This window comes from Streptomyces sp. FIT100 (assembly GCF_024584805.1).
Lineage (GTDB): Bacteria > Actinomycetota > Actinomycetes > Streptomycetales > Streptomycetaceae > Streptomyces.
On sequence record NZ_CP075715.1, the window covers coordinates 533,813 to 556,079 of the forward strand.

Sequence of the window (22,267 nt, forward strand, 5' to 3'; positions counted from 1 at the left end):
CGTGGTCTCTTCCGTGCCAGAGCTCACGCGGCGACTCGCTCAGCCTTGTCGTCGGCGGTGATCCCCTTGGTCGAGGCGATCACGTCCTTCAGCTTCTTGGACAGCGCCTCATAGAACATGCTGAGCGGAAACTCGTCCGGAAGCACGTCGTCCACGAGCTTGCGCGGCGGCTGGGTGAGGTCCAGGGCGTCCGGGCCCTTGGCCCAGCGGGAGCCGGGGTGCGGGGCCAGGTAGCCGGAGACCAGGTCGTACGCCTTGAACCAGTGGACGAGCTTCGGACGGTCGATGCCCTCGCGGTACAGCGTCTCGATCTCGGCGCAGAGCTGGTTGGTGATCCTCGGGGCCCGCTCCCAGTCGATCTTCAGCTGGTTGTCCGTCCAGCGCACCACGTCGTGCTTGTGGAGGTAGGCGAAGAGCAGCTGGCCGCCGAGGCCGTCGTAGTTGCGCACGCGGTCCCCGGTGAGGGGGAAGCGGAACATGCGGTCGAAGAGCACCGCGTACTGGACGTCGCGGCCGTGCTCGTTGCCCTCGGCCTCCAGCTTCACGGCCTCCTTGAAGGCGGTGAGGTCGCAGCGGAGCTCCTCCAGGCCGTACATCCAGAACGGCTGGCGCTGCTTGATCATGAACGGGTCGAAGGGCAGGTCGCCGTGGCTGTGGGTGCGGTCGTGGACCATGTCCCAGAGGACGAACGCCTTCTCGCAGCGCTCCTGGTCGTGGACCATCGCGGCGATGTCGTCGGGGAGCTCGACGCCGAGGATGTCGACGGCCGCCGCCGTGACGCGGCGGAAGCGGGCCGCCTCGCGGTCGCAGAAGATGCCTCCCCAGCTGAACCGCTCGGGGGCCTCGCGCACGGCTATGGTCTCCGGGAACAGCACGGCCGAGTTGGTGTCGTAGCCGGCGGTGAAGTCCTCGAAGGTGATGCCGCAGAAGAGCGGGTTGTCGTAGCGGGTGGCCTCCAGCTCGGCGAGCCACTCCGGCCAGACCATGCGCAGCACGACCGCTTCGAGGTTGCGGTCCGGATTGCCGTTCTGCGTGTACATGGGGAAGACGACCAGGTGCTGGAGGCCGTCCACGCGGTTCGCGGCGGGCTGGAAGGCGAGCAGCGAGTCCAGGAAGTCCGGCACGTCGAAAGCGCCGTCGGCCCACTTCCTCAGGTCGGCGACGAGCGCGCGGTGGTACGCGGCGTCGTGCGGGAGCAGCGGGGAGAGCTCCTCGACCGCGGCGGTCACGCGCTCGACCGCGCGCTCGGCGGTGGCGCGCGACGGGGCGGCCTCCGCGTCGAAGTCGATCGAGCCGTCCTTGGACTGCCAGGGCCGGATCTCCTCGACGGCATCCTTGAGCGTGCGCCAGGCCGGATGCTCGACCACCCGGGCAGCGGTGGCGATCGCGCCACCCACAGCGTCCTGCACAAGAATTTCCGTCATGTCACTTCCTCCACGGGAGAACCTCGCGTCAAGACACCGTAACCATGCGCGTGTCTCCCGTACAAGTGCTGCTTTGGGAAATTATCCTGCCCCACCCCTTGGTCACCGCAGATTTTGCTGCCGGCGCCCCGTTGGGGCGGCGATGGCTTCGATCGGCGCGTGCACCTCCCGCCCGGTGCACCGAGGGCCCGGTGCACCGAGGGCCCGGACGAACCCCGTCAAGGCCCGTACGACGCGCCCACGCGCGGGTGAGGGGGTGTGGCGCCCGTCCGCCCAGGGGACCGTTCCCATGCGCCCGTGGCCTCGTGCACGACCGGTTACGCCCGGGGCCGGGGCGGTTAGGCTGCCGCAGTGCCGCGTGGGGTACGAGCGCCGCACAGGAGCCGACAACACGACGGGAAGCGAGAAGATCTTGAGTTTCCTCACCATCGGTCATCGCGGGGTCATGGGAGTCGAGCCGGAGAACACCCTCCGCTCCTTCGTCCGCGCCGAGCGCGAGGGCATGGACGCCATCGAGCTCGATCTCCATCTGAGCAAGGACGGCGCACTCGTCGTCATGCACGACGCCGAGGTGGACCGCACGACCGACGGGACGGGCCCGATCGCCGAGAAGACCCTCGCCGAGCTGCGGGAGCTCGACGCCGGTCAGGGCGAGCGCGTCCCGGTCCTCGAGGAAGTCCTGGACGCCGTGAGCGCGCCGCTCCAGGCGGAGATCAAGGACATCAGGGCGGCGCGGGCGCTCGCGGACGTGCTGCACAAGCGCGATCTGGTGGGCCGGGTCGAGGTGTCGTCCTTCCAGGACGACGCGGTCGCGGAGATCGCCAAGCTGGTGCCGGGCGTACGGACCGCCCTGATCGCCAGCCGCTGGGACGGCGACGTGATCGAGCGCGCCCAGGCGGTGGGCGCCACCACCCTTGCGCTGAACATCCGCCGACTGACCCTGGAGACCGTGGAGCGGGCGCACGCCGAGGGGCTGAAGGTCATCGGCTGGGTGGTCAACACCCAGAACCACCTGCGGCTGGTGCGCGCCCTCGAACTCGACGGCGCGACCACCGACTTCCCCGAGATCCGGCGCACCGGCCGCTTCACGGCCTGAGCCGGTGCCGCAGAGGTCCGCGACCACTGCGGCCCGGTCCGCGCCTACTGCGGCAGGTTCTTCACGAGCAGCTCGAACCGCAGGTCGTCGCGTTGCGGGATGCCGAAGCGCTCGTCGCCGTACGGGAACGGGGTCATCGTCCCCGTACGGCGGTAGCCGCGGCGCTCGTACCAGGCGATGAGGTCCTCGCGCTGCGCGATCACCGTCATGTGCATCTCGCGCACGCCCCATGACTCCCGCGCGATGCGCTCCGCCTCCGCGAGGACCTGCCGGCCGACACCGCCGCCCTGGAGCCCAGGGCGGACGGCGAACATCCCGAAGTACGCGGCCTCGCCCCGGTGTTCGAGCTGGCAGCAGGCGGTCAGCTCCTCGTCCCGCTCGACGACGACGAGGCGGCTGCCGGACGCCCTGATGACCTGGCGGACGCCGTCCGGGTCCGTCCGCTGCCCCTCCAGGAGGTCCGCCTCCGTGGTCCAGCCGGCGCGGCTGCTGTCCCCGCGGTAGGCGGACTCGATGAGCTCGACGAGCGCGGGCACATCGGCCTCGACGGCGTCGCGGAAGGTCAGCCGGGCGGGGTCCTGCTGCGGGACGGTGGCCATGGCGTGCGTCTCCGATCTCTTCTGAGTGCTGACGTCTAGTGTGCAGCCCATGATGCATGTGCTCAGCAGCCGCATCCTGCTGCGGCCGACCGATCCCGAGCGGTCCCGCCGGTTCTACGAGGACGTACTCAACCTCCAGATCTACCGTGAGTTCGGCACCGGTCCGCAGCGCGGGACGGTCTACTTCCTCGGCGGCGGCTTCCTGGAGCTCTCCGGACGCTCGGACGCACCGCCCGCCCCCGGGCTCGCCCTCTGGCTCCAGGTCTCGGACGTGAAGGCGGCGTACGGGCACGTCCTGAAGCACCAGGCGGCGGTGGACCGGCCGCCGCAGCGGGAGCCTTGGGGGCTCGTGGAGATGTGGCTGACCGACCCGGACGGGGTGCGGATCGCCGTGGTCGAGGTGCCCGAGGAGCATCCGCTGCGCCACCGGCCCTGACGGCGGAGAGGCGCCGGCCGCTCCGAGCGCGCCCCGTGTACGCCTGTGCGCTCGTATGCGCCGGGGGCGGCGCGGGCATCACCTTCTCGACACCGTCGAACGGGGAGGTGCCCGGTGCACGGACCGGCGACGCCGGGCTGGCTGCTGGTCGCGCTGTGTGCGGCGTCCGGCGCGTACTGCCTGCTGCGCGCCCGCAGCTGTACGGGCGACGAGCGCAGGAGCGCGGGCGGCGAGGCGGTGATGGGGTTCGGGATGGCCGCGATGGCCGTGCCCGCCGCTGTCGTGCCGCCCCCGCCGTGGGCCTGGGCGGGGTACGCGGCCCTCTTCGGCACGGCCGCCCTGTGGGCCCTGCGCGGACTGTGGGCAGCGCGGTCACGGGCCTCGCACGGCGACACACATCATCTGCACCACCTCGTGGGCTCGCTGGCCATGGTCTACATGGCGCTGACGATGGCTCCCGGCGCGGCGGGTGGGCACGCGCACCATGTGGGAACGGGCGGAGTGCCGCTGGTGACCGGGGTGTTGCTGGTGTACTTCGTGGCGTTCGTGCTGCGTACGGGGGCGCGGCTGGTGCCGGTGGCGGCCGCTGCCACGCCGGCGGGCGCGACCGTGACCTGGGGGGCGCGGCCCGAGCTGGCGCTGGCCTGCCGGCTGTCCATGGGGGTCGCGATGGTCGCCATGCTCCTCACCGTGTGAGACACGGCGGCCGCGGGCGTGGCGTGCGTCACTTGACTCGCGCGCCCATACCCGTGGGTAGTACCGCCCTCATAGGCTGGCGCCATGATGGTCTCCCTCGTGCTGCTGACGCTCGGCGCACTGGCCGCCGTCGTGGCCCCGCGGCTGATGTCGCGGGCCGACTGGCCGGAGCGCGAGCCGGTGGTGGCGCTGTGGGTGTGGCAGTGCGTGGTCGCGGCGGTGCTGCTGAGCTTCGCGCTCTCCATGACCTTCAGCGCGGCGGCGGCCTGGCAGGCCGTACGGGGCCAGGTGTTCGCACCCGCGCCGACCGCGGTGGTGGAGGCGTACGCACTGGGTGCGCACGGCCCGTGGTCCGCGGTGCTCGCCGTGCTGCTCGCGTGCGGCGGGCTGTGGACCGGCGCGATGCTGACCCGGGAGGTCCACCGGGCGCATGCACGGCGCAAGCGCCGCCGGGCCGAACTGCTCGTACGCGCCCCCCTGTTGCCGGGCGAGGAACCGGGCGGCGAACCGCTGGTCCTGCTGGAGGGCGAGCGCCCCGACGCATGGTGGCTGCCGGGCGCGGCGCCGCAGCTCGTCATCACCACCGCGGCGCTGCGCCGGCTGAAGGGCCGTCAGCTCGATGCCGTGCTCGCCCATGAGCAGGGCCATGCGCGGGCGCGCCACGACTGGCTGCTCCACTGCTCCGGCGCGCTCGCGAACGGCTTTCCGCAGGTGCCGGTGTTCGCGGTCTTCCGCGACGAGATGCACCGGCTGGTGGAGCTGGCCGCCGACGATGTCGCGTCGCGCCGCTTCGGCCGGCTGACGATCGCTCTCGCTCTCGTGGAGCTCAACGAGCACCGCGGCGTGTTCGGCCCGTCCCCGGCCCCGGACGCCCACCTCCCGCAACGCGTCAACCGGCTGCTGGCCCCGCGCCCCCGCCTGACCGCGACCCATCGCCTCCGCCTGACCGCGGTGGCGGCGCTGGTCCCGGTGATCCCGCTGCTCGTGGCCTTCGTACCTGCGCTCGGCACCCTGCGCTAGCCGTTCGTCGCCCGCCCGCGGGGGCGGGGCTCCCGGCGTCCGGCCGGCCGGACGAACGGGCGAACGGGGCAACCCCTTGGACCGATCGCTTGATCGTTCGGCGCGTCTGCTGCCAGGGCCTCATGGCACGGCGAAAAAGCTGCCGGAGGGCGCCCCCGGAGCGGGACTTCCCGGGTCTTCGCTCGCTTCTCCGAGGAGTGATTGAGCATGGGTACTGATCACCGCACCCGGTCCGGCATGTCGCCGCTGCCCAGGAAGGGCGCGTGGTGCGCCGGTGGTGCTGCGGCGTCGCTCGCCCTCGTGGTGCTCGGTTTCGCCGAACCCGCGCTCGCCACCCCGAGCTCGCCGACGGGGCCCACGACCCCGGTACGTGCCACCGGCGGCGACGAGTGCCGGGACGGCAGGAGTGATCACGATGGCGCGCCCGGATTCCCGGGTCGCGGCCGCGGAAACGACGACGAGTGCGAGGCCGGACCCGCTGGTCCGCCGGGACCGCAAGGCCCGCAGGGCGACACCGGGCCGCAAGGCGCGACCGGAGAGGCCGGTCCGCAGGGCACCAGCGGACCGCAGGGCGACACCGGACAAGCAGGTCCACAAGGCGCCGTCGGCCCGGCGGGACCGCAGGGCGAGACCGGACCGGCCGGCTCGCAAGGCGCCACCGGACCGCAAGGCGCCACCGGAGAGGCCGGTCCGCAAGGGACCACCGGACCCCAGGGCGCCACCGGAGAGGCGGGACCGCAAGGGACCACCGGACCCGAGGGCGACACCGGAGAGGCGGGACCGCAAGGGACCACCGGACCCCGGGCGCCACCGGACCGCAGGGGCCGGAAGCACCGCAACCGATCTTCGGTCAGTTCCTCTCGACCCAGATCGTGCGCGGCGCGACGCTCACGTGTACGAGCATCAACACGACCGTGACCACTTCATCGTGCAGCGGGCCGAGGATCAACGGTCTCGACATCCGGCTGGCGGGTATCGAAGCACAGGCCATCTGCTCCGCCGTCACCGGGCAGAGCTTCAACACGGCGAGCGGAATGGGCGCCGCCGTGAATCCGTACGTCATCTGGAACGGAACGACATGGGCGCTCAGCTCCGCCGGCGCCACTCCGATGCTGAACATCAACTGCGATCGTTGAGCCGCGCCGGACGCGGGGGCCGCCCACCCGGTGCGTCCCCCGCGAAGGCAGTCGTGGTGGTGCCGTCGGCCCAATCGAGCGCGCAGATCTGGTAGCGCGCCGGGATCGCGGGCAGGATCGGTCTTGTGCACCTCCTCCACCCCGTCCGTCCCTCACGACTCGATGGTCCGGCTCCCGCTTCGCCCCGGGAGGCCGTTCGGACCGCCGCAGCCACCGCCGCCGTCGCGGTGGTGCTGATGGTGCTGGTCGTCGGCGGATGGGGACCGCTGGTGGCGCTGGATCTCATGGTGGCGCGGGAACTGCACACGTCGGCGCTGGAAGATCCCGGGTTCACGCAGACCAACCGGGTGTTCAGCGACTGGGTGTGGGACCCGTGGACGATGCGTGCCCTGATCGCCGCGGTGGTCCTGCTGCTGCTGCTGTGGCGGTCGGCGTGGCTGCCCGCGCTCTGGGTGGCCGCCGCGAGCGCGCTGGGCAGCGCCGTGCAGCAGGGGCTGAAGTTCCTGGTCGGCCGCGAGCGGCCGTCGTGGTCCGACCCGGTGGATACCGCCGAGTACGCCGCCTTCCCCTCCGGGCACGCCATGACGGCGACGGTGACCTGCGGGCTGCTGCTCTGGCTGCTGAGACGGCGCGGCACGAGTCCCCGGGTGTGGCGGGCCGCGGTCGCGGCCGCCGCCGTCACGGTGCTCGGCGTGGGCTTCACCCGGCTGTATCTCGGGGTGCACTGGCTCACCGACGTCGTGGCGGGCTGGCTGCTCGGGGTGTGTCTGGTGGCCGTCGCGGTGGCGTCGTACGACCGGTGGGCCTTGATCTGGAAGCGCTGACGCCGCGAGGATCTCCGCATGGGGATCAAAGGCGTGCTCTTCGACTTCTCGGGAACGCTCTTCCGGATCGAACCCGTCACCGCGTGGCTGCGGGCCGCGCCCGACGAGACCGGCGTCCGTGTCGGCAGCGAGGACTTCGAGCGGTACGCGCGCCAACTGGACGCCGCGGGGGCGCTGCCCGGCGGATCCGACCCGCTGCGGGTCCCGGCGCCGCTGGCCGAGCTGTGGTCCACCCGTGACGAGGACGCCGGTCGGCACCGCGCGGCCTACATCGGGCTCGCGCGCCGGGTCGAGCTTCCCGACCCGCGGCTGTACGACGTGCTGTACGAGCGGCACAAGACGCCGCCCGCCTGGCGGCCGTACCCGGACGCGGCGGAGGTGCTCGGCGGGCTGCGGCGGCGCGGCGTGGGGGTCGCGGTGGTCAGCAACATCGGCTGGGATCCGCGGCCGGTCTTCCGGGCACACGGGCTGGACGTGTACGTGGACGCGTACGTCCTGTCGTACCGCCACGGTGTGCAGAAGCCGGACACACGGCTGTTCCGGGCGGGCTGCGAGGCGCTGGGACACGATCCGCGGAACGTGCTGATGGTGGGCGACGACCGGTATGCGGACGGCGGCGCGGCCAGGCTGGGCTGCGCAGTGCACTTCGTGGACCGGCTGCCGGTGGACGAAAGGCCGGAGGGACTGCGTCCGGTCCTGGCGCTCGTCGATGCGGCACCGATCCGGCCGCAGGCATGACGAGGTCGTGAAACACGCATGACGAAGCTGCCCGGCCGGGCGATCCCCCGCGTCGCCCGGCCGGGCAGTCACCCCCGCTGACCAGGCACAACAGCGCCGTTCAGCGGTACGCGCCGAGTATACTGGCTCCGAGCCAGTCAACGCAGGAGTCAAGCATGTCCCCGCGGAGCCCATCGGTCAACGAAGAACTCCGCCGGCGTTCCCGCGAGCGTCTTCTCCAGGCGACCGTGGACCTCGTCGGAGAGCGCGGCTACGAGGCGACGACCCTGGGCGACATCGCCGACCGCGCGGGCTCGGCGCGCGGTCTGGTCTCGTACTACTTCGCCGGCAAGCGGCAGCTCTTCCAGTCCGCCGTCCACCGGTTGATGCATCTGACGCTCGAAGCGGCGCTGGAGCGCGAACCGCGCACGGACGACGGCCGGGAGCGGCTGGCACGGGCGGTCGACGCGGTGCTGGGGCTGGCCGTGGACCGGCCGGTGCTGATGCGGGCGCACATGGCCGGGATCCTTCAGGCCGAGGGGTTCGTCCGGTGTCCGGAGCAGCAGCGGCTGGCGTTTCTGCTGCGCGACACGGTCGAGCGCTACGGCTCGCAGGACGTGGACGCCGACTATCCGCTGCTGCGCGCGCTGTTGATGGGCGCGGTCTTCGCGGTGGCGCTGCCGGGGGCGCCGATGCCGCGGGAGCGGCTGCGGGCCGAGCTGTTCCAGCGGTACGGTCTCGCCTGGGAGCAGGGCGCACCCCCGGCCTCGGGTGTCACGCCGGACGCACTCCCCGGTGCCCCCGTTCGTCCCGCCGGGCGGTGAGCCGCCCGGCGGGACGAACGGTGCCCATACGGGCACGGACGACGGTCAGTCGCGGTCGAAGTCGTCGAAGTAGTCCGGCTGCGTCTGCACGTTGAGCTCGTGCATCCGCACCCGCTTCGCCTGGTCGGTGCGACGGTCGTCGAGCTTCAGCACGTCGAAGCCCTTGGCGATGTCGTTCGAGTAGATGTAGCCGTTGTAGTAGTACGCCGACCACGAGCCGCCCGTGGCGAGGGCGGTGGTGGAGAGCGGGCCACGCTCGAAGTAGGCGATCTCCCGGGGCTTGCGGGAGTCGGTGAACTCCCAGACCGAGATGCCGCCCTGGTACCAGGCCTGGACCATGATGTCGCGGCCCCTGACCGGGATCAGCGAGCCGTTGTGGGCCACGCAGTTCTCGGTCGCCGCCTGGTGACGGTCGATCTTGTAGTAGCTGCGGAAGACAAGCTTGCGCTTGTCACCCTTGCCGACGATGTCGTAGATGCCGTCGGCACCGCGGTTCGGACCGATCTCCGCGTTGCAGGTGGCACCGGAGCCGCCGCCGAGCTCGTCGGTGAAGACGACCTTGTTGGCGCCCTGGTTGAAGGTCGCCGAGTGCCAGAAGGCGAAGTTGACGTTGTCCTGGACCCGGTCGATGACCCTGGGGCGCTCGGGGTCGTCGATGTCGAACAGGATGCCGTCACCCATGCAGGCGCCCGCCGCGAGGTCCTTCGAGGGCAGCACGGTGATGTCATGGCAGCCGGTCGTCTTGGAGACGCCCGGGTTCGTCGGGCCGCCGGGGTTTCCGCCGCCGTCCGGGCCCTCGCCCGGGAACAGCACGGGGAAGCCCACGAGCGCGGCCTTCTCGGGGGCGTACCGCGGCACCTTGATGACGGAGATTCCGTCGTGCGGCGGCTGGCAGTCCGGGAACGTCGCGTTCGGCGAGTACGAGGAGACGTAGACGTAGACGTTGCGGCGTTCGGGCACCAGGGTGTGCGTGTGCGATCCGCAGGCGGTCTCGACGGCAGCGACGTACTTCGGGTTGCGCTTGTCGCTGATGTCGAAGATCTTCATGCCCTCCCAGGAGGACTTCTCCGTCGCGGGCTGCGTGGTGCTGCTGCAGGAGTTGTCGCTGCGCGAGGAGTCGGTGGAGAGGAAGAGCAGGTTCCCGGAGACGGAGATGTCGTTCTGCGATCCGGGGCACAGGACCTGGGCGACGGTCTTCGGGGCCTTCGGGTTGCTGATGTCGAAGATCCGGAAGCCGTCGTAGTTGCCGGCGAAGGCGTACCTGCCCTGGAATGCCAGGTCCGAGTTGGTGCCCGGGAGCGCCTCCTTGGGGATGTTGACGAGGTGCTCGATGTTGTCGCTGTGGACGATCTCGTCCACGCCCGGTATCTCGCCGTTCGCCACGGCCGACGACGCCTCGGCGCGCTGGGCCGAGGAGAGCTTCCCCTGGGTCGGGGCGTCTCCCGGGTCGGGGATGGCGGCCGCGGGTGCAGCCGTCAGCAGTGTGGCGAGCAGTCCGGCCGCGGCCGCCGCCACGCCGAGGTGTCTGCGCCGCACGCGGGTGTTGTGCAAGGAGATCACTGCGTCCTCCCTTGTCTCCGTTCGCATTTGAACGGTTCATGGATCCCGGCAGTATGGTCCTTTGCATGCCCATTCCAACAGATGGAAACAGAGCCGTAATGAAAGTTTTTGATCACTGAGCCGTGCAACCGTGCTACTACGATCACCGACACCCCCAAGTACCGCAGGAGATTGCTGTGTTGCTGCCCCGTAGATCACGTTCTGTCCGCAGATCCGCCCTGGTCGCATGGGTCTCGGTCGCCGTACTCACCCTGGGCGCCTGCGAGTCGGGGTCCGGTGACGGCTCCGGTGACGGCAAGGCGGCGGCGAAGGACGGCGGCGCGCCGGCCGTGGTCGCACCCGGCAAGCCGGGAGAACCGGCCAGGACGCTGTCGCCGGAGGAGGCCAAGAAGGAACTGCCGGACAACAGCCCCAACTCCGCGGACCACTCCTATGTCCAGATGATGATTACCCATCACCACCAGGCCCTGGAGATGACGTCGCTCGTTCCGGACCGCGCTGCCGGGGACCCCGTGAAGCGGCTCGCCGAGCGCATCAGGGCGGCGCAGCAGCCGGAGATCGGCGCGATGGAGGGATGGCTGAAAAGCAACGGTGGCGGAAAGGACGACGGCTCGGGGAAGAGCGGTCACGACGCCCATAAGCACGGGGTGATGCCCGGCATGGCCACCGAGGCGCAGCTGGCCCAGCTGCGCGCGGCGAAGGGCCGGGCCTTCGACGAGCTCTTCCTGAAGCTGATGATCACCCATCACGAGGGGGCTCTCACGATGGCGTCGGGGGTGCTCTCCGAGGGCAACAACGTCCAGGTGGAGGAGATGGCCAACGACGTGGTCGCCCAGCAGACGGCGGAGATCAGCCGTATGCGCGCGATGTGAGCCTCCCCGCGCGACCGTCCGGGTGCCATGCTGGAAGCACCCTGCGGAAGGAGCGCAGCCGTGCTTCGAGTCGCCGTCGTCGGATCCGGCCCGAGCGGGGTGTACACCGCTCAGGGCCTCGTCCAGCAGTCCCTGGTCCCGGATGTCCGTGTGGACGTACTGGACCGGCTCCCCTGTCCGTTCGGGCTGGTGAGATACGGAGTCGCGCCCGACCACGAGAAGATCAAGTCGCTGCAGAACAACCTCCGGACGGTGCTGGAGGACGAGCGGATCGGCTTCCTCGGCAATGTCGAGGTGGGCGCCCGGGGGCTGACCCCGGCGCGGCTGCTGGAGCTGTACCACGCGGTGGTCTACTGCGTGGGGGCGGCGAAGGACCGCAGGCTCGGCGTGCCGGGCGAGGATCTTCCGGGCAGTTGCTCGGCCACCGACTTCGTGTCCTGGTACAGCGCGCATCCCGACGCCGCGGCCGACGGGGCGGACGGCTTCGGGCTCGGCGGGGTCCGGTCCGCGGTGGTGATCGGGGTCGGCAACGTGGCCGTGGACGTCGCCCGGATCCTCGCACGCGCCGCGGCCGACCTGCATCCGACCGATATGCCGGATGCGGCGCTCGGGGTGCTGGCGGCCAGTGGTGTGCGCGAGGTGCACATGGTGGGCAGGCGAGGTCCGTCGCAGGCGAAGTTCACGACGAAGGAGCTGCGCGAACTGGGAGCACTGTCCGGCGCCGTGGTGGGCGTCGAGCCGTCGGACCTCGCGCTGGACCCCGGCTACGCCGACCCGTCGGCGCTGCCGGGCGTGAACCGGCGCAACGTCGAGGTCGTACGGGGCTGGACGGCGGGCGCCGATGAGGCCGGTGTGTCCGGTGAGGCCGGCGCGCAGGGCGAAGCCGGTGCGCGGGGCGAAGCCGGTGCGCGGGGCGAAGCCGGTGCGCGGGGCGAAGCCGGTGCGCGGGGCGAAGCCGGTGCGCGGGGCGAAGCCGGCGGCGCGGCGGACGAACGGGGCGGCCTCGCACGGCGGATCCGGCTGCGCTTCTTCCTCCGGCCCGTGGAGCTGCTGGCGGGCGGCGACGGGCGGGTCGCCGGGGTGCGCTTCGAGCGCACGGTGCCGGACGGCGCGGGCGGGGTGCGCGGCACGGGGACGTACGAGGACATCGAGGCGCAGCTGGTGCTGCGGGCGGTCGGCTACCGCGGAGTGCCGCTGGACGGGCTGCCGTTCGACCCGGCGCACGGCACGGTGCCGCACGAGGCGGGGCGGGTGCTCCGGGACGGCGTGCCGTCATCGGGCGAGTACGTGGCGGGGTGGATCAAGCGCGGGCCGACCGGTGTGATCGGCACGAACCGGCCGTGCGCCAAGGAGACGGTGGCCTCGCTGCTCGCTGACGCGGCCGGGCTGTCCGCGCGTCCGCTCACGGGCGAACCGCTCGATGTGCTGCGGGGCTTGGGCCACCGGCCGGTCGAATGGCGCGGCTGGCAGGCGATCGAGCGGGCCGAGGCCGAGCTGGGCCGCTCGCTCGGGCGGCGCTCCGTGAAGATCCCGGACTGGCCGGGGCTGCTGGGGGCGGCGCTGGGCGCGGACGCGCACACGGATCCGGATGCGGGCCCGGATCCTGACGCAGGCGCCGCTCCGGATGCAGGCGCCGTTCCGGACCCGGAGGAAGGTGCGGACGCGGAGGAAGGTGCGGACGCGGGGACGGACGCGGGTGCGGACGCGGGTGCGGAGGTGCCGGCGGCGTAGCCCTTCCGGGGCCGGCCGGGGTACGGCTGCCGCCGGTGGGTGGGCCGGGCGCCCGGTGCGCGGCGCACAGTGGCCCCGCGCGGGGCGGCTATGCCGTGCCGAGTCGGCCCGCCTCGCGGGCGGCCGCGGCGAGGACGCTGTCGAGGAGGCCCGGGAAGAGCGCGCCGAGGTCGTCGCGCCGCAGGCAGTTCATCTTCGCCGTTCCGCGGTAGATCTGCCGGATCACCCCGCTCTCCCGCAGCACGCGGAAGTGGTGCGTGGTCGTCGACTTGGTGACGGGCAGCTCGAAGTCCGAGCAGGACAGCTCCTCGGACGCGGTCGCGAGCTCCCGCACCACCCGCAGCCGCATCGGGTCGGAGAGCGCGTGGAGCACGCCCTCCAGGCGGATCTCGTCACGGGCGGGGTGGGCGAGGGCGCGCGGGCTGGTCGCGGTGGTCACAGCGGCTCCACTTCTCCGGGGGCTCCATCGTACGAGATCCGTCGTAGTTGCTGCCCCGGATGGGAGGAGCGGCCCGCGCAGGCGGGACAGCTGCGGTGCCCGCGCCGCGGGCACCGCACAGCGGGCGGCTACTCGACGACGAGCTCGACCGGGATGTTGCCGCGGGTCGCCTTGGAGTACGGGCAGACCTGGTGGGCCTGCTTCACCAGCAGCTGCCCCGTCTCGCCCTCCAGCGCCTGCGGCAGCTCGACGCGGAGCGTCACGGCCAGGCCGAAGCCGCCGTCCTCGTCCTTGCCGATGCCGACCTCGGCGGTCACCGAGATCTCGCCGGTGTCGACCTTCGCCTGCCGGCCGACGAGGCCGAGCGCGCTCGCGAAGCAGGCGGCGTAGCCGGCCGCGAAGAGCTGCTCCGGGTTGGTGCCCTCGCCGCTGCCGCCCAGGGCGGTGGGAGCGGCGAGCGGAAGGTCGAGTCGGCCGTCGGAGCTGACGGCACGGCCGTCACGGCCGTTGGCGGTGGCGACCGCGGTGTACAGCGCGTTCATCGGTTCATCCCTCTGTCGGTGTGGTTGGTCAGACATGAGTACAGCACACAATTTAATTGTGCACAACTGAATGATGCCCGAACAGGTACCCTGGACACCATGAAGACGACACCGGACGCGACGCCGGACGGGGAGATCCTCCGCCTCGACCACCAGATCTGCTTCTCGCTCCACGCGGCCTCGCGTGCCTTCAACGGCGTCTACCGGACGGTCCTCAAGGACCTCGGGATCACCTATCCGCAGTACCTGGCGATGCTGGTGCTCTGGGAGCACGGCGAGCTGCCGGTCAAGACGATCGGGGCCCGGCTGCGCCTGGACTCGGGCACGCTCTCGCCGCTGCTCAAGCGGCTGGAGGCGCTCGGCCTCGTGGAGCGCAGGCGCAGCGCGGAGGACGAGCGGTCGGTCACCGTCAGGCCGACCGCACAGGGCGTCGCCCTGCGCGAGCAGGCCGCCCTGGTGCCGCGCAGGATCGCCGCCGCCACCGGACTGACCCTCGCGGAGATGGGAGACCTCCAGGAGCGGCTCACCGCACTGACGGCCAAGCTCGACGGCGCCGACCCGGAGTACGAGCCGTCGGCGGGGTGCGCGGGCGGACAGGACCCACTGGACTGACGCGCTGGACCGACGGGCCTGGCCCGACGCGGGACTTTGTACGAGAGTTCTCGTAGTTTGACAGCCACCGTATTACGATGGCTATCGTACGAGTGGCACTTTCCCCGTGCATCCCGTGAATGGAGTCCGCCGTGAGCGCACTGTTCGAGCCGTACACCCTTCGGCAGCTGACGATCCCGAACCGGGTCTGGATGGCGCCCATGTGCCAGTACAGCGCCGAGGCGTCCGGCCCGGACGCGGGCGTCCCCAACGACTGGCACTTCGCCCACTACGCCGCCCGTGCGGCCGGCGGCACGGGACTGATCCTGACGGAGGCCACCGCGGTCTCGCCGGAGGGCCGGATCAGCCCGCACGACCTCGGCATCTGGAACGACACCCAGGTCGAGGGCTTCCGCCGGATCACCCGCTTCCTCAAGGCGCAGGGCACCGTCCCCGGCATCCAGATCGCCCATGCCGGCCGCAAGGCGTCGACCGACCGGCCGTGGAACGGCGGTGCACCGGTCGGCCCGGACGCGAACGGCTGGCAGCCGCTCGGCCCGAGCCCGGTCGCCTTCGACGAGGGCCACCCCGTGCCCGACGAGCTGACGACGGCCCGGATCGCGGAGATCGTGGACCGGTTCGCGGACGCCGCGCGCCGGGCGCTGGACGCGGGCTTCGAGGTCGTCGAGGTGCACGGCGCGCACGGCTACCTCCTCGGCGAGTTCCTCTCCCCGCACAGCAACCACCGGACCGACGAGTACGGCGGCTCCTTCGCCGGCCGCACCCGGTTCGCCCTCGAAGTCGTCGACGCCGTACGGGCGGTGTGGCCGCAGGAGCTGCCCGTCCTCTTCCGCATCTCGGCGACCGACTGGCTGGACGAGAACGGCTGGACGGCCGACGACACCGTGCGCTTCGCCGCGTTGCTCAAGGAGCACGGCGTCGATCTCCTGGACGTCTCGTCCGGCGGCAACGCCCCGCGGGTACGGATCCCGGTCGGCCCCGGTTACCAAGTACCGTTCGCGGCCCGGGTGAAGGCCGAGACGGGCCTGCCGGTCGCCGCCGTCGGGATGATCACCGCTCCCGGGCAGGCCGAGAAGATCCTCTCCAACGGCGAGGCCGACGCGGTGCTGCTGGGGCGGGAGCTGCTGCGCGACCCGTCCTGGGCCCGGCGGGCGGCGCGCGAGCTGGGCGGCTCGATCCGGGTCCCCGAGCAGTACCACCGCTCGGTCTGACCGCGGCGCGGGGCCGGGTGTCCGCGCAGGTCGGCCGGGCCGCGCCGACCTGCGCGGATGCGCGCCGTCCGGTCCGCTGTCAGTGGCGGGGTGCAGACTGGCCCGTATCCGTGACAACGGCGTCCTGGAGGTGTCGGCGATGACCGACGTACTGCTGGCTGTAGGCACTCGAAAAGGGCTCTTCATCGGCCGTAGGCGGGCCGGCCGATGGGAGCTCGACGGCCCCCACTTCAACGCACAGGCCGTGTACTCGATCGGGATCGACACACGCCGCCCCGTCCCCCGGCTGCTCGTCGGCGGCGACAGCTCGCACTGGGGACCGTCGGTCTTCCACTCCGACGACCTGGGTGCGAGCTGGAGCGAGCCGGCGAAGCCCGCGATCAAGTTCCCCAAGGACACCGGGGCTTCCCTGGAGCGGGTCTGGCAGCTGCATCCGGCGGGCCCCACGGCCCCCGACGTGGTGTACGCGGGCACGGAGCCCGCGGCGCTGTTCCGCTCCGACGACGCCGGCGAGACGTTCGAGCTGGTCCGACCGTTGTGGGAGCATCCGACACGGTCGAAATGGGCGCCCGGCGGGGGCGGCGAGGCGGTCCACACGGTGGTGACCGACCGGCGGGCTCCGGAGGCCGTGACCGTCGCCGTCTCCGCGGCCGGGGTCTTCCGCAGCCGCGACGGCGGCGCCACGTGGAAGGCATCCAACCAAGGAGTGTCGGCGGTCTTCCTTCCCGATCCGTACCCCGAGTTCGGCCAGTGCGTCCACAAGATCGCGCAGGACGCGGGCGATCTGGACCGGTTGTACCTGCAGAACCACTGGGGGGTGTACCGCAGCGACGACGCGGGCGCCAAGTGGACCGACATCGGCGACGGCCTGCCGTCGGACTTCGGCTTCACGGTCACCGCCCATCCGCACCGCCCGGACGTGGCGTACGTCTTCCCGATCACGGCGGACGAGGACCGGGTGCCCGCGGGGCGCCGCTGCCGGGTCTACCGCACGGAGGACGCGGGACGCAGCTGGGAGCCCCTCTCGGCCGGCCTCCCCGAGGACGACCACTACGGCACGGTGCTGCGCGACGCGATGTGCACGGACGGCGCCGACCCCGCGGGTGTGTACTTCGGCAACCGGAACGGGGAGTTGTTCGCGAGCGCCGACGACGGCGACAGCTGGCAGCAGCTCGCCTCGCACCTGCCGGACGTCCTGTGCGTGCGGGCGGCGGTGGTCGGCTGAGCTCGGGTGCGGCCGTCTGCCGCCGGGTGATCGGGACACGGGCCGCACCAGTAGAGTGACGCCCCGTGGCAGCACGACCCTTGAATGAGATTGTCGAGCCGGGATGGGCGGACGCCCTGCGACCGGTGGCCGAACGCATCGCCGCGATGGGCGACTTCCTCCGCGCGGAGATCGCCGCGGGCCGGACGTATCTGCCGGCGGGCGCGCATGTGCTGCGCGCCTTCCAGCAGCCGTTCGACGAGGTGCGCGTCCTGATCGTCGGCCAGGATCCGTATCCGACGCCAGGGCATGCGGTGGGGCTGAGCTTCTCCGTGGCACCGGAGGTGCGTCCACTGCCGGGCAGCCTGGAGAACATCTTCCGGGAGATGCACACCGACCTCGGGTTGCCCCGGCCGTCCAACGGCGATCTCACGCCGTGGACGCGGCAGGGTGTGCTGCTGCTCAACAGGGCCCTGACCACGGCCCCCCGCAAGCCCGCCGCGCATCGCGGCAAGGGCTGGGAGGACGTGACCGAGCAGGCCATCCGGGCCCTGGTGGACCGCGGCAAGCCGATGGTGTCGGTGCTGTGGGGGCGCGACGCGCGCAATCTGCGACCGCTGCTGGGTGAGCTCCCCGCGATCGAGTCCGCGCATCCCTCGCCGATGTCGGCGGACCGCGGCTTCTTCGGATCACGGCCGTTCAGCAGGGCGAACGAGCTGTTGGTCCGCCAGGGGGCGCAGCCGGTGGACTGGCGGCTGCCGTGACCACCCCGGGTCCGGGGTGGGTGCTGGGGGCCGACTCCGGGGGCTCGGGCCTGCGGGTCGCCCTCGCCCCGGCCGACACCCCCGCCCATGCCCTGTCGACCGCGTCCCGCGAGCCGGTCCGCACGGGCCCCCGCGGGATCGACGCGGCCCATCTGCTGGAGCAGCTGCTGCCGATGGCGCACACCCTGCTGCGGCGGGCGGCCGGGACCGGCGCCCCCGGCGCGGCGGACGCGGAGGCGCCCGGGCTCGTCGCCGTCGCGATCGGGGCCGCCGGGATGGCGACGCTCGGGGACGACCTGCGTGCGGTGCTCCCCCGTGCACTCGCGCAGGCGCTCGGCGTGCACCGGGTGGCGCTCGCCGCCGATGCGGTGACCGCGTACGCCGGTGCGCTGGACCAGCGCCCGGGGGCGGTCGTCGCGGCGGGCACGGGGATGATCGCGCTGGGCACCGACCTGACGGACTGGCGCCGCGCGGACGGCTGGGGCCATCTGCTGGGCGACTGCGGCGGCGGGGCATGGATCGGCCGGGCGGGCCTGGAAGCGGCGATGCGCGCCCACGACGGGCGCCGGGGCGGTTCGGCGGCGCTGCTGGAGCGGCTGGAAGCGGTGTTCGGGCCGGCCGATGAGCTGCCGGGGCTGCTCTATCCGCGCTCCGACCGGCCCGCCCTGCTCGCCTCCTTCGCGCCCGAGGTCGCCCGCTGCGCCGCGGACGACCCGGTCGCCCGGGGCATCCTCGCCAAGGCCGCCGACGACATCGCCGCCGCGGCGGCCGCGGTCTGCCCGCCCGTGTCGGCCGGGGAGTGCGAAGTCGCCCTGACCGGGGGCCTGTTCAAAATGGGCGACCCCCTGGCCGTACCGCTGCGGGCCGCTCTCGCACAGCAACTCCCGCACGCCCGCCCGGTGTCCGCCGCGGGCGATCCGCTCGCCGGTTCGCTGACCGTCGCCGCCGCGCTCGCCACCGGATCGCTGACGCTTCCCCGGCACCCGCGCATGCTCCATGTGTCCCTGTGATATATCCCCGTTCAGAACAGGACACTCGACCAGTAACGAACTCATCGGATAAAAACGGACAGACAGTTCTCGGCCGCCCCCTCCCCGAACAGCTGAGCCGATAAACGAAGTAGCATGCGGCGCCATGAGCTCCCCCACTGGGCCTGCATCCGGCCTGCCCGTACGAATGCCGCGACCCCGCCAGTCCGGGCGACACCGTCGCCCCGAGCCCGTGGCGGCGCCCGAGGGCGCGCCCGTGCTCGTTCTCGCGGTGCCCGGCACCCCCACCCCCGCGACACGCGGTCTCGCCGAGGAAGTCGTCAGCATCGCCCGCTCCGAGCTGCCCGGCCTGGAGGCCGCGATCGGCTACCTCGACGGTGACGACGCCGAGTACCCCACGCTGGGGAGCGTGCTCGCACAAGCGGCGGCGCTGCGCGTCGAGCGGTACGAGCTGGCCAGGGCCGCCGGCCGCGAGGTCGCCGAGCCCGAGGGCCCGGCCTCCGTCGTGGTCCCGCTGCTCGCCGGCCCCGACAGCGCGCTGACCCGGCGGATCCGCCAGGCGGTCATGGAGAGCCAGGGCACCGCCGAGCTGACCGATGTCCTCGGTCCGCACCCGCTGCTCGCGGAGGCGCTGCACGTGCGGCTGTCCGAGGCCGGGCTGGCCCGCGCCGACCGCGCCCGGCTGTTCACGGTCGCGACAGCCGCCGACGGCATCGTGCTGGCCACGGTCGGCGGCGACGAGGCCGTGCAGGCCGCCGGGATCACGGGCATGCTGCTCGCCGCCCGCCTCGCCGTTCCGGTGATGGCCGCCGCGCTGGACCAGGAGGGCGCGATCGCCGCGACCGCCGACGAGCTGCGCGCCGCCGGTTCCGGACAGCTGGCGCTGGCCCCGTACCTGGTCGGCCCCGAGCTGCCGGAGGGTCTGCTCGCCGCGGCCGCCGCGGAGGCGGGCTGCGCCGCGGCCGAGCCGCTCGGCGCGTACCCGGCGATCGGCAAGCTGGTGCTGTCGAAGTACACGACCGCGCTCGGCATCCCGACGCAGCCGCAGGGCGCCCAGGCGCACTGAACGGACGGAAAGGGCCCACGCCGACGCGGCGCGGGCCCTTTCGTTGCCGCAGGTGCGGCCGGGGGTCAGGCGAAGACCACGCACGAGGCCGCCGGGGCGGCGATCGAACCCGCCCGGCGCGGCAGGCCGCTTGCGGCGTCGATGTCGAACCAGGTGACGTCCCCGGAGCGCTCGTTCGCCGCGTACAGCCGCGTCCCGGTGGGGTCGAGCGCGAGGTCGCGCGGCCAGTGGCCGCCGCACGGCACGGTGGTGACCAGCTCGGCCTTCTCCCCGCTCGGGTCGAGGGCGAGGACGGAGATCGAGTCGTGGCCCCGGTTGGCCACCCACACGAACCGCCCGTCGTGGGCCACGACGACCGCGGAAGGGTAGCTGACGCCCGCGAGGCCCTCCGGCAGGACCGCGGTCTCCCCCACGGGTTCGAGGACGCCCTCCTCGGCCTCCCAGCGGCACACGGTCAGCACCGGCTCCAGCTCGCCGAGCACGTACGCGTACCGGCCCGAGGGGTGGAAGGCGAGCTGGCGCGGGCCGGTGCCGGGCCGCAGCGGCGTCTCGCCGTGCGGGCTCAGGTCGCCGGTGGCCGGGTCGAGTTCGCCGACGCGCACGGAGTCGGTGCCGAGGTCGACGCCGAGTATCCAGCGCCCGGTGGGATCGGGGAGCACCTGGTGGGCGTGCGGGCCGCGCTGCCGCTCCGGGTGCGGGCCCGAGCCCTCGTGCCGCAGTACGCCCACGGCGGCGGCCGGCGCCCCCGCGGGGCCGACCGGGAGGACGCTGACGCTGCCCGAGCCGTAGTTGGCGGTGAGCAGATGGCCGCCTGCCACGGCGAGATGGGTGGGGCCGGCCCCGCTCACCGGCGCCGGCGCACCGATGAGCCGGAACGCCGCCGGCCCCTCCCCGGCGGTCGCGGAAGTCGCGGTCGTCGCGATGGTCGCGATGGTCGCGATGATGTCGAAGGCCGCGACGGCACCCTCGTCCGTCTCGGAGACGGCGTAGAGGACCGGACCGCTCTCGGCGGCGCCGACGGCCAGGTACGACGGATCGGCGACGGCGTCCGTCGCGGCGGTCTCGCTGAGGGCCCCGGTCTGCTCGTCGACGGCGGCCGCGATGATGCCGCGGCCGCCCGCCGAGGTGAAGGATCCGATGAAAGCCGTCGCCCGTCCGCCGGTTCCGCCGGTTCCGCCGGGGCCCGTGCCGTTGCTCATGCCGTCGCCGCCCACTGCGTTTTCCCCTCGCCGCCGGGATGTCCGTTTCCCGGCTGACGGTAGCAGGAACGGTCTAGACCACATCGGACTCCTCTCCCCGGGCGCGCGCGAGCGCCTCCGGATGGTGCGCGAACATCGGCTTGAGCTGCGTCGCGTCGTACGTCCGGTGGAAGACGGGGGTGGCGGAGCCGGAGATCGGCGGCACGATCCAGGACCAGTCGGCGCCCACCGCCCGGCCCTTGGCCTGCTCACGGTCGAGGTGGGCGAGGAAGCGGCGGGATTCGGTGTGGTGGTCGGCCAGGGTGACTCCGGCCCGGTCGAAGGAGTGCAGGACGGCCCGGTTGAGCTCGACGAGAGCGCGGTCCTTCCACAGGGAGCGTTCGTCGGAGGTGTCGAGTCCGAGCCGATCGGCGACGAACGGCAGCAGGTGGTACCGGTCGGTGTCACCGAGGTTCCTGGCGCCGATCTCGGTGCCCATGTACCAGCCGTTGAAGGGCGCTGCCGGGTAGCAGATGCCGCCGATCTCCAGGCACATGTTGGCGATGGCGGGAACGGCGTTCCAGCGCAGGCCGAGCACGGCGTGCCAGTCGTCGTCGGGGTGGCGCAGCGGGACCTCGAGGACGGCGTCCTCGGGGAGCGTGAACCAGCGGGGTTTGTCGTCGCTGCCCTGGACGATCAGCGGCAGCACGTCGAAGGGGGTGCCGGGACCGCCGGGCCAGCCGAGCCGCTCGGCGTAGGCGGTGATGCCGGCGTTGCGCGGATCGCCCGTGCGACCGCCGCCTTGGGCGGCGGTGTAGCCCGCGTACCGCACGAGTTGCTCGTTCCAGATGCGCGGGCCGGGGCGGCCGGGGGCGTCGGGCGCGAAGACCGTGATGAGGGGCCGTATCCGGCCGCCGTTGGTCGCCTCCCGCAGATGGTCCGCCGACTCGGCCGCGACGGTGTCGGCGTCGCGCACGTCACGGCGGTCCCGCACCCGCAACGAACGCCAGTAGAGCCTGCCTATGCAGCGGTTGCTGTTGCGCCAGGCGACGCGCGCGCCGTGGGCGAGTTCCTCGGTGGTGTGCCGGTACGTCCCGGTCGCGTCGATCTCGGCGTGGACGGCGGCGACACGGGCCGCGAGGGCGGCCGGTCCGCCCGCCTCCGGCTCCTCGTGGTGGCACAGCCGCAGGAACTCCTCCGCTTCCTGCCGCAGTTCGGCATACGGGTCATGACGGTCGTACCGGGCCTTGCGGCCGGCGGCTCTTCGGCGGAACTTCCGCATGGAGTGCACCCCCCGGGTGAAGCGGACGGACGTGGTTGCCGTCCG

At 72.6% G+C, this 22,267-nt stretch carries 23 protein-coding genes; 16 read left to right on the forward strand and 7 right to left on the reverse strand.

The window, feature by feature from the left end; all coding sequences use genetic code 11:
- Positions 1 to 23 precede the first annotated feature (23 nt).
- The gene (locus KK483_RS02200; RefSeq protein ID WP_262003229.1) at positions 24 to 1,424 is read right to left on the reverse strand and encodes a DUF6421 family protein; all 1,401 of its coding nucleotides are present in this window, start codon (positions 1,422 to 1,424) and stop codon (positions 24 to 26) included.
- 412 nt (positions 1,425 to 1,836) lie between these two features.
- On the opposite strand from KK483_RS02200, the gene KK483_RS02205 reads away from it, so the two are divergent.
- The gene (locus tag KK483_RS02205) at positions 1,837 to 2,520 is read left to right on the forward strand and encodes a glycerophosphodiester phosphodiesterase family protein (RefSeq protein WP_262009317.1); all 684 of its coding nucleotides are present in this window, start codon (positions 1,837 to 1,839) and stop codon (positions 2,518 to 2,520) included.
- Between the two features lie 44 nt (positions 2,521 to 2,564).
- Here KK483_RS02205 and KK483_RS02210 read toward each other — a convergent pair whose 3' ends face one another.
- Positions 2,565 to 3,119 carry a GNAT family N-acetyltransferase gene (locus tag KK483_RS02210; protein ID WP_262003231.1) on the reverse strand — a complete coding sequence of 185 codons (555 nt, stop codon included), beginning with the start codon at positions 3,117 to 3,119 and terminating at the stop codon, positions 2,565 to 2,567.
- Positions 3,120 to 3,168: 49 nt separating this feature from the next.
- Between KK483_RS02210 and KK483_RS02215 the strand changes: the two genes are divergently transcribed.
- From KK483_RS02215 to KK483_RS02250, 7 genes are all read left to right on the forward strand, one after another.
- A complete protein-coding gene (locus tag KK483_RS02215; protein WP_262003233.1) occupies positions 3,169 to 3,555 on the forward strand; it encodes a VOC family protein in 387 nt (128 codons plus the stop codon).
- Between the two features lie 114 nt (positions 3,556 to 3,669).
- Complete coding sequence (locus tag KK483_RS02220) at positions 3,670 to 4,251, forward strand: DUF5134 domain-containing protein (RefSeq protein WP_262003235.1); 582 nt, start codon at positions 3,670 to 3,672, stop codon at positions 4,249 to 4,251.
- An 84-nt stretch (positions 4,252 to 4,335) separates the two neighbouring features.
- On the forward strand, positions 4,336 to 5,271 hold the full coding sequence (locus KK483_RS02225; protein ID WP_262003237.1) for a M56 family metallopeptidase: 936 nt from the start codon (positions 4,336 to 4,338) through the stop codon (positions 5,269 to 5,271).
- Between the two features lie 914 nt (positions 5,272 to 6,185).
- On the forward strand, positions 6,186 to 6,407 hold the full coding sequence (locus KK483_RS02235; protein WP_262009822.1) for a hypothetical protein: 222 nt from the start codon (positions 6,186 to 6,188) through the stop codon (positions 6,405 to 6,407).
- A gap of 116 nt (positions 6,408 to 6,523) precedes the next feature.
- On the forward strand, positions 6,524 to 7,231 hold the full coding sequence (locus KK483_RS02240; RefSeq protein WP_399015939.1) for a phosphatase PAP2 family protein: 708 nt from the start codon (positions 6,524 to 6,526) through the stop codon (positions 7,229 to 7,231).
- Positions 7,232 to 7,249: 18 nt separating this feature from the next.
- Positions 7,250 to 7,969, forward strand: a complete 720-nt coding sequence (locus KK483_RS02245) for an HAD family hydrolase (RefSeq protein ID WP_262003238.1) — start codon at positions 7,250 to 7,252, stop codon at positions 7,967 to 7,969.
- 155 nt (positions 7,970 to 8,124) lie between these two features.
- On the forward strand, positions 8,125 to 8,772 hold the full coding sequence (locus KK483_RS02250) for a TetR/AcrR family transcriptional regulator (RefSeq protein ID WP_262003240.1): 648 nt from the start codon (positions 8,125 to 8,127) through the stop codon (positions 8,770 to 8,772).
- 45 nt (positions 8,773 to 8,817) lie between these two features.
- Here KK483_RS02250 and KK483_RS02255 read toward each other — a convergent pair whose 3' ends face one another.
- On the reverse strand, positions 8,818 to 10,332 hold the full coding sequence (locus KK483_RS02255) for an LVIVD repeat-containing protein (protein WP_262003241.1): 1,515 nt from the start codon (positions 10,330 to 10,332) through the stop codon (positions 8,818 to 8,820).
- 179 nt (positions 10,333 to 10,511) lie between these two features.
- On the opposite strand from KK483_RS02255, the gene KK483_RS02260 reads away from it, so the two are divergent.
- On the forward strand, positions 10,512 to 11,204 hold the full coding sequence (locus tag KK483_RS02260) for a DUF305 domain-containing protein (RefSeq protein ID WP_399015942.1): 693 nt from the start codon (positions 10,512 to 10,514) through the stop codon (positions 11,202 to 11,204).
- 60 nt (positions 11,205 to 11,264) lie between these two features.
- Positions 11,265 to 12,935, forward strand: a complete 1,671-nt coding sequence (locus tag KK483_RS02265) for an FAD-dependent oxidoreductase (RefSeq protein ID WP_262003244.1) — start codon at positions 11,265 to 11,267, stop codon at positions 12,933 to 12,935.
- A gap of 88 nt (positions 12,936 to 13,023) precedes the next feature.
- On the opposite strand, the gene KK483_RS02270 is transcribed toward KK483_RS02265, so the two are convergent.
- Both KK483_RS02270 and KK483_RS02275 read right to left on the reverse strand, forming a co-directional pair.
- Positions 13,024 to 13,374 carry a helix-turn-helix transcriptional regulator gene (locus KK483_RS02270; protein WP_242332501.1) on the reverse strand — a complete coding sequence of 117 codons (351 nt, stop codon included), beginning with the start codon at positions 13,372 to 13,374 and terminating at the stop codon, positions 13,024 to 13,026.
- Between the two features lie 128 nt (positions 13,375 to 13,502).
- Positions 13,503 to 13,916, reverse strand: a complete 414-nt coding sequence (locus KK483_RS02275; RefSeq protein ID WP_262003246.1) for an organic hydroperoxide resistance protein — start codon at positions 13,914 to 13,916, stop codon at positions 13,503 to 13,505.
- A gap of 99 nt (positions 13,917 to 14,015) precedes the next feature.
- Between KK483_RS02275 and KK483_RS02280 the strand changes: the two genes are divergently transcribed.
- From KK483_RS02280 to KK483_RS02305, 6 genes are all read left to right on the forward strand, one after another.
- Positions 14,016 to 14,528 (forward strand): MarR family winged helix-turn-helix transcriptional regulator, encoded by a 513-nt coding sequence (locus KK483_RS02280; protein WP_262003247.1) that lies wholly within the window; start codon positions 14,016 to 14,018, stop codon positions 14,526 to 14,528.
- Positions 14,529 to 14,659: 131 nt separating this feature from the next.
- Positions 14,660 to 15,739 (forward strand): NADH:flavin oxidoreductase/NADH oxidase, encoded by a 1,080-nt coding sequence (locus tag KK483_RS02285; protein WP_262003249.1) that lies wholly within the window; start codon positions 14,660 to 14,662, stop codon positions 15,737 to 15,739.
- A gap of 139 nt (positions 15,740 to 15,878) precedes the next feature.
- Positions 15,879 to 16,964 (forward strand): sialidase family protein, encoded by a 1,086-nt coding sequence (locus tag KK483_RS02290; protein WP_262003251.1) that lies wholly within the window; start codon positions 15,879 to 15,881, stop codon positions 16,962 to 16,964.
- Between the two features lie 65 nt (positions 16,965 to 17,029).
- A complete protein-coding gene (locus KK483_RS02295) occupies positions 17,030 to 17,707 on the forward strand; it encodes a uracil-DNA glycosylase (RefSeq protein WP_262003252.1) in 678 nt (225 codons plus the stop codon).
- Positions 17,704 to 18,717 carry an N-acetylglucosamine kinase gene (locus KK483_RS02300; protein ID WP_262003253.1) on the forward strand — a complete coding sequence of 338 codons (1,014 nt, stop codon included), beginning with the start codon at positions 17,704 to 17,706 and terminating at the stop codon, positions 18,715 to 18,717. The genes KK483_RS02295 and KK483_RS02300 overlap by 4 nt, the downstream gene beginning before the upstream one ends.
- 124 nt (positions 18,718 to 18,841) lie before the next feature.
- Positions 18,842 to 19,762 carry a sirohydrochlorin chelatase gene (locus tag KK483_RS02305; RefSeq protein ID WP_262003254.1) on the forward strand — a complete coding sequence of 307 codons (921 nt, stop codon included), beginning with the start codon at positions 18,842 to 18,844 and terminating at the stop codon, positions 19,760 to 19,762.
- Between the two features lie 65 nt (positions 19,763 to 19,827).
- On the opposite strand, the gene KK483_RS02310 is transcribed toward KK483_RS02305, so the two are convergent.
- The gene (locus KK483_RS02310; RefSeq protein WP_262003255.1) at positions 19,828 to 20,961 is read right to left on the reverse strand and encodes a lactonase family protein; all 1,134 of its coding nucleotides are present in this window, start codon (positions 20,959 to 20,961) and stop codon (positions 19,828 to 19,830) included.
- Between the two features lie 73 nt (positions 20,962 to 21,034).
- Positions 21,035 to 22,222, reverse strand: a complete 1,188-nt coding sequence (locus KK483_RS02315; protein ID WP_262003256.1) for a nitric oxide synthase oxygenase — start codon at positions 22,220 to 22,222, stop codon at positions 21,035 to 21,037.
- Between the last annotated feature and the right edge of the window lie 45 nt (positions 22,223 to 22,267).